Source organism: Acetobacter sp. DsW_059 (assembly GCF_002153695.1).
In the GTDB taxonomy this organism is placed as follows: domain Bacteria; phylum Pseudomonadota; class Alphaproteobacteria; order Acetobacterales; family Acetobacteraceae; genus Acetobacter; species Acetobacter thailandicus.
This window is the reverse complement of the sequence record NZ_JOPI01000017.1, coordinates 1-4,729: the sequence shown is the minus strand read 5'-3', so window position 1 is coordinate 4,729 and position 4,729 is coordinate 1. Positions and strand designations below refer to the sequence as shown.

At 49.0% G+C, this 4,729-nt stretch carries 6 protein-coding genes; 1 reads left to right on the top strand and 5 read right to left on the bottom strand.

What is annotated here, in order from left to right; all coding sequences use genetic code 11:
- From HK25_RS05060 to HK25_RS05045, 4 genes are all read right to left on the bottom strand, one after another.
- On the bottom strand, nt 1-295 hold a 295-nt coding region (locus HK25_RS05060; protein WP_304528636.1), incomplete at its 3' end, for a 1-deoxy-D-xylulose-5-phosphate synthase N-terminal domain-containing protein.
- Nucleotides 296-297: 2 nt separating this feature from the next.
- Nucleotides 298-1,164 (bottom strand): polyprenyl synthetase family protein, encoded by an 867-nt coding sequence (locus HK25_RS05055; RefSeq protein ID WP_369822930.1) that lies wholly within the window; start codon nt 1,162-1,164, stop codon nt 298-300.
- Nucleotides 1,165-1,237: 73 nt separating this feature from the next.
- Nucleotides 1,238-1,468, bottom strand: a complete 231-nt coding sequence (locus HK25_RS05050; protein WP_086554661.1) for an exodeoxyribonuclease VII small subunit — start codon at nt 1,466-1,468, stop codon at nt 1,238-1,240.
- Between the two features lie 124 nt (nt 1,469-1,592).
- Nucleotides 1,593-1,817: a sulfurtransferase TusA family protein gene (locus tag HK25_RS05045; RefSeq protein ID WP_086554660.1), complete on the bottom strand. Its 225-nt coding sequence runs from the start codon at nt 1,815-1,817 to the stop codon at nt 1,593-1,595.
- Between the two features lie 115 nt (nt 1,818-1,932).
- Here HK25_RS05045 and HK25_RS05040 point away from each other — a divergent pair, with 115 nt between their 5' ends.
- Nucleotides 1,933-2,826 carry an ROK family protein gene (locus HK25_RS05040; protein ID WP_086635523.1) on the top strand — a complete coding sequence of 298 codons (894 nt, stop codon included), beginning with the start codon at nt 1,933-1,935 and terminating at the stop codon, nt 2,824-2,826.
- A 95-nt stretch (nt 2,827-2,921) separates the two neighbouring features.
- Here HK25_RS05040 and HK25_RS05035 read toward each other — a convergent pair whose 3' ends face one another.
- Nucleotides 2,922-4,313: an NAD-dependent succinate-semialdehyde dehydrogenase gene (locus HK25_RS05035; RefSeq protein WP_086554664.1), complete on the bottom strand. Its 1,392-nt coding sequence runs from the start codon at nt 4,311-4,313 to the stop codon at nt 2,922-2,924.
- Between the last annotated feature and the right edge of the window lie 416 nt (nt 4,314-4,729).

Here is a 4,729-nt window from a genome sequence, read left to right as displayed (position 1 = left end):
CGCGCCGGCCGGTCAGAATTTTATGGGGGTAGGCCTGGTGGCCCACATCCCAGATGACCTTGCTTTCAGGCGTATCAAACACAGCGTGCAGGGCAACGGTGAGCTCAACAACACCAAGAGAGGCGCCAAGATGCCCCCCGGTGGAGGAGACCGCATCAATCGTTTCAGCACGCAGCTCATCAGCAAGCTGGCTTAACTGGTCAACCGAAAAATTACGCAGATCCTGCGGGTATGTCACGCGGTCCAGAACAGGAAAACGGCCGTGCGTCGGCACAGTGGTGGGTTCGTTTGACATGATTAGTTCCTGCGCTGAATGACGTAATAAGCCAGTGCTTTAAGATTGCTGGCTTTTTCTCCGAAAGGAGCGAGCTCACTGACGGCCAGTTCAACCAGTCTTTCAGCTTCAGCCTGTGCTCCTTTAATACCCAGAAGAGAGACAAAGGTAGATTTACCTGAGGCTTCGTCTTTCCCGGCTGTTTTACCAAGCTCTTCTGCGGTTGCTGTCGCGTCAAGCACATCATCAGCAATCTGAAACGCAGCACCAATATGTGTGCCATAAGAGCGCAGACGGGCCTGCTCGTCGGGTGTGGCCTGTCCGAGAATGGCACCAGCCTCAGCTGAATAGCGGATAAGGCATCCGGTTTTAAGAGCATGCAAACGACGTACGTCATCCAGCGGAAAAGACTGGCCTTCACCTTCCATATCAATCATCTGCCCGCCGACCATACCGGCTGCTCCCGAGGCATCAGCAAAGGCAAGAATCAGAGCAATACGGACTGAGGCATCAGCATGAGTGTCTGCTTCGGCCAGAATTTCAAAAGATTTTGTCTGAAGCGCATCTCCTGCCAGGATCGCTGTAGCTTCATCAAACTTACGATGCGTCGAAGGCTGACCACGGCGCAGATCATCATCATCCATAGCGGGAAGATCATCATGCACGAGTGAATAGGCATGCAGCATTTCTACTGAAGCACCAACACGGGCAGACTGTGCGGAAGGTACGCCAAACAGACTGGCAACCTCCACCGCCAGATAACCACGCAGGCGTTTTCCGCCGCCCAGAGTGGCATAGCGCATCGCTTCAATGAGCTTGTTTTCTTTGCCAGATGTCAGTGGCAGAAGTGCATCAATAGTGCTTTCTACCAGCCCGGCATGAGCAGACATGCTTGCGCGCAGAGCCGCAGCGTCAGAAAAGCGGGGAGCCCCGGCGGGGATGGTCGGTTCAGTCATCTGTATCTCAGTTCACAGGTTTCATATCCAGAGAGCCGTCGGCTTTCTGGGTGATAGCCTGAACGCGGGTTTCAGCTTCATGCAGCTTTTTTTCACAATGCTGACGTAATGCTGCCCCACGTTCGTAGGATGTTATGGCCTCTTCCAGTTTCATCTGGCCGTTTTCAAGGCTGCTTACAATTTTTTCAAGCTCAGACAACGCAGCTTCAAAAGATAAAGACGTAATATCATCCGGCATTGTGTCCAGGCCCTTTTTCTATCCTTTAAGAAGGAGGGATTACTCTCAAAGGCAGGGTCCTGCCAAGTGTTATCGTTCAATACGGGGTGGATAAAGTTGTTGTGACGAGGGCAGGAAATATTTTTTAGCGATGCTGAATGAGAAAAGAGAAAGAGTTATCCTCTTCAGAAAAGGAAATCAGAGTGTGTCCGGTCTCACGACAAAACACTTCAAAATCAGCAATGCTTTTTGGATCTGTCGCAATAATACGCAGCTGATCTCCGTGGGTCATTGTCCGTAAAGTGCGGTTTGCCTTCAGAACAGGCATGGGACAACTTAGTCCGCTAACATCAAGAAAATACTCTTTCATGGTAATGAGCCTTGTCTGAATAGGTCAAAGTATGTGATGGCATAGTTTTACACGTTATCTTATGCCACCTGTTGGTCCCTAACTTTTGTGCAATATTTCTGTTTAAGGTTGTCAGATGTCAGATTATCGTCTCGGAATCGATCTTGGTGGTACCAAGATAGAAATTGCGGCTCTTGATCCGACCGGAGAGATTGTTATTCGTCGGAGAGAAGCCAACCCGGGAACTTACGACGCTCTTCTGCACAAAATAGCAGAAATGGTTCAGCAGACGCTGGCTGAGACTGCCCCTGTCGCAACGGTGGGTATTGGTATTCCGGGCTCGATCGATGCGCAGTCGCGCTGCGTTAAAAATGCCAATGCTGTGTGGCTGAATGGCAAACCATTTGGTGATGACCTCGAGCGTATATTAGGTACGGCTGTGCGGGTGGAAAATGATGCCAACTGCTTTGCTCTTTCAGAGGCGATTGATGGAGCGGCTGCCGGCCATAAGGTTGTATTTGGCACGATACTTGGTTCGGGCGTTGGTGGGGGCATTGTTGTTAATAATGAACCTCTGACAGGCCCGCATCATATCGCCGGAGAGTGGGGGCATATTCCTCTGCCCTGGGTCAGGCAGGAGGAATTTCCTCTGCCTAAATGCTTCTGCGGTAATGAGGGCTGCATTGAGCGCTTCCTGTGCGGTTCTGCTCTGGCTGAGTTGTGGAAAGGGCCGGGTAATCGCTCAACACATGGTATTGAGGAGGCCGCTCAGGCAGGTGATCAGACGGCGGTTAAGGCGCTTGATATTTATATTGAGCGGCTGGGACGTGCCTTTGCCCTGCTGGTTAACCTGCTGGACCCCGATGTGATTGTTCTGGGAGGCGGTGTTTCTAATCTCAGCAGTATTTACAGTCGTGTGCCTGATATGATGCGTCGTTATGTTGTTACGCCTGAGTGTAAAACTGAAATTGTCAAAAACAAGCATGGTGACAGCTCAGGTGTCAGGGGCGCCGCGTGGCTATGGGGCTGATGCCTTTGAGTGTTTCTTTAATATGAGTTAAAAAAAGCCTGCCTGAAAATTAATTCAGGCAGGCTTTTTTATTCAGCCATTACCGTTCGGTAAAATCAGAACGGCGCATCAATATCAACAACATCAATCAGCTTGTGGTTAACAAACTCTTTAATGCCCAGACCAATCAGCTCACGGCCATAACCAGAGTTAGCAACACCACCAAATGGCAGATCAGCTTTTACCATGGTTGGGTGGTTAATATAGACCATGCCTGTGTGGATCTGTTTAGCCACTTCAACACCGCGTGCTGTGTCTTTTGTAAAGACTGAACCACCCAGACCATAAGGTGTGTCGTTAGCAATGCGAACGGCATCATCCTGATCTTTTGCACGATAAAGCTGTGTAACCGGGCCAAAAAACTCCCAGTGACGGGCTTCATTGTTTTCGTGCAGGTTGGTCATAAGCAGAGGCTGGAAGAAGGCACCTTTTTCAGGCACGGGAGCCCCGATAACTTCAACAACAGCACCGTGTGTTTTAGCTTTTTCAACCTGAGCTTTCAGGTCGTCAGCAGCTTTCTGAGAAGAAAGTGGTGCAAGAGTGGTTGACGGGTCCATCGGGTCGCCAGCTTTGAACTTTGCAACTTCAGCTTTGTAGATCTCAACAAAACGGTCGTAAACAGCGTCAACAACGATCAGACGTTTGGAAGAAACGCAAACCTGACCGGCATTCCAGTGACGACCAAAAGCGGCCCATTTTGCAGCTTTTTCGACATCAGCATCTTCAAGAACAACGAATGCGTCTGCGCCGCCCAGTTCCATAGTCGATTTTTTGAGCGCTTTACCAGCAACCGCAGCGACGATTGAACCAGCCTGTTCTGAACCTGTCAGAGCAACACCGCAAACGCGTGGGTCATTAAGGATGGTCTCTGTGTGGTGACGTGCTGCATACAGGTTGCGGAAAGCACCTTTTGGCAGGCCGGCCTCGATCATCAGGTCATCAAAAATAGCAGCTGACTGAGGAACATTGGAGGCATGTTTCAGCAGAACGGTGTTACCGGCTGAAAGCTGAGGCGCAATGATACGTGCGATCTGATAGTAAGGGAAGTTCCAGGGTTCAATCGCAAAAACAATACCCTGAGGCTGATGCACCAGAATAGCATTGCCTTCTTTAGGGTCTGCTACAGGCAGCTTTTCAGACTTGAGCAGGCTTTCTGCATTTTTGGCGTAATACTCAAAAATTTCAGCTGAAAGGATCGTTTCCAGCTTAGCTTCTTCGTAAAGCTTGCCCATTTCAAGGGTCAGAAGCTTTGCGTATTTATCGATGTCGCGCCGCAGAATTTCTGCCGCTTTAGTCATGATTTTTGCACGCTCAGAAAAAGATACATGACGCCAGCTTTTAAAAGCTTCGTGTGCGTCGTGCAGTGCATTCTGTACATCCTGGTCGCTGGCTTCAGGAAATGTTTTGAGTGTTTCGCCAGTATAAGGATTGGTCGTTGCGTAAGCCATGATCACCATAAATCCATGTTAGAGCAGCATTAAAGATAGGAAGCGAAGGTGCAGCGGGCAAGAGTTCACCACTCTTTTGAAGAATGATGAAGCAGTTGACAGACATCAAACAGATTGCTCCATCAGAGGAGGAGCATGTATCTTTCCGTTTATGATAAAAACTGTCTGATTTTTGCACCGTTTTGTTACTGCCGGACCGCCATTGTAATCATTTTGCGAAAAATAGAAAGTTTTTTTTGCGAAAGTTGCGCATTTTCAGTTATTCTGCAGCGATAAGGAAAACATGGCAGATTATGTTATTTTTTGTCTGTAACGTTCTGAAATCGTGTCATAGTTTTTCTTCGCTTGCGGGGCAGAGCCATTTAGCTGCTAAAAATAACATATGCGTCAGATAAGCAGCGCTGCTGTACAAGCGG

Coding starts and splice junctions, on each gene's coding strand:
- HK25_RS05055 (WP_369822930.1), bottom strand. CDS start 1,164: ATGTCTGCTCATGCCGGGCTGGTAGAAAGCACTATTGATGCACTTCTG.
- HK25_RS05050 (WP_086554661.1), bottom strand. CDS start 1,468: ATGCCGGATGATATTACGTCTTTATCTTTTGAAGCTGCGTTGTCTGAG.
- HK25_RS05045 (WP_086554660.1), bottom strand. CDS start 1,817: ATGAAAGAGTATTTTCTTGATGTTAGCGGACTAAGTTGTCCCATGCCT.
- HK25_RS05040 (WP_086635523.1), top strand. CDS start 1,933: ATGTCAGATTATCGTCTCGGAATCGATCTTGGTGGTACCAAGATAGAA.
- HK25_RS05035 (WP_086554664.1), bottom strand. CDS start 4,313: ATGGCTTACGCAACGACCAATCCTTATACTGGCGAAACACTCAAAACA.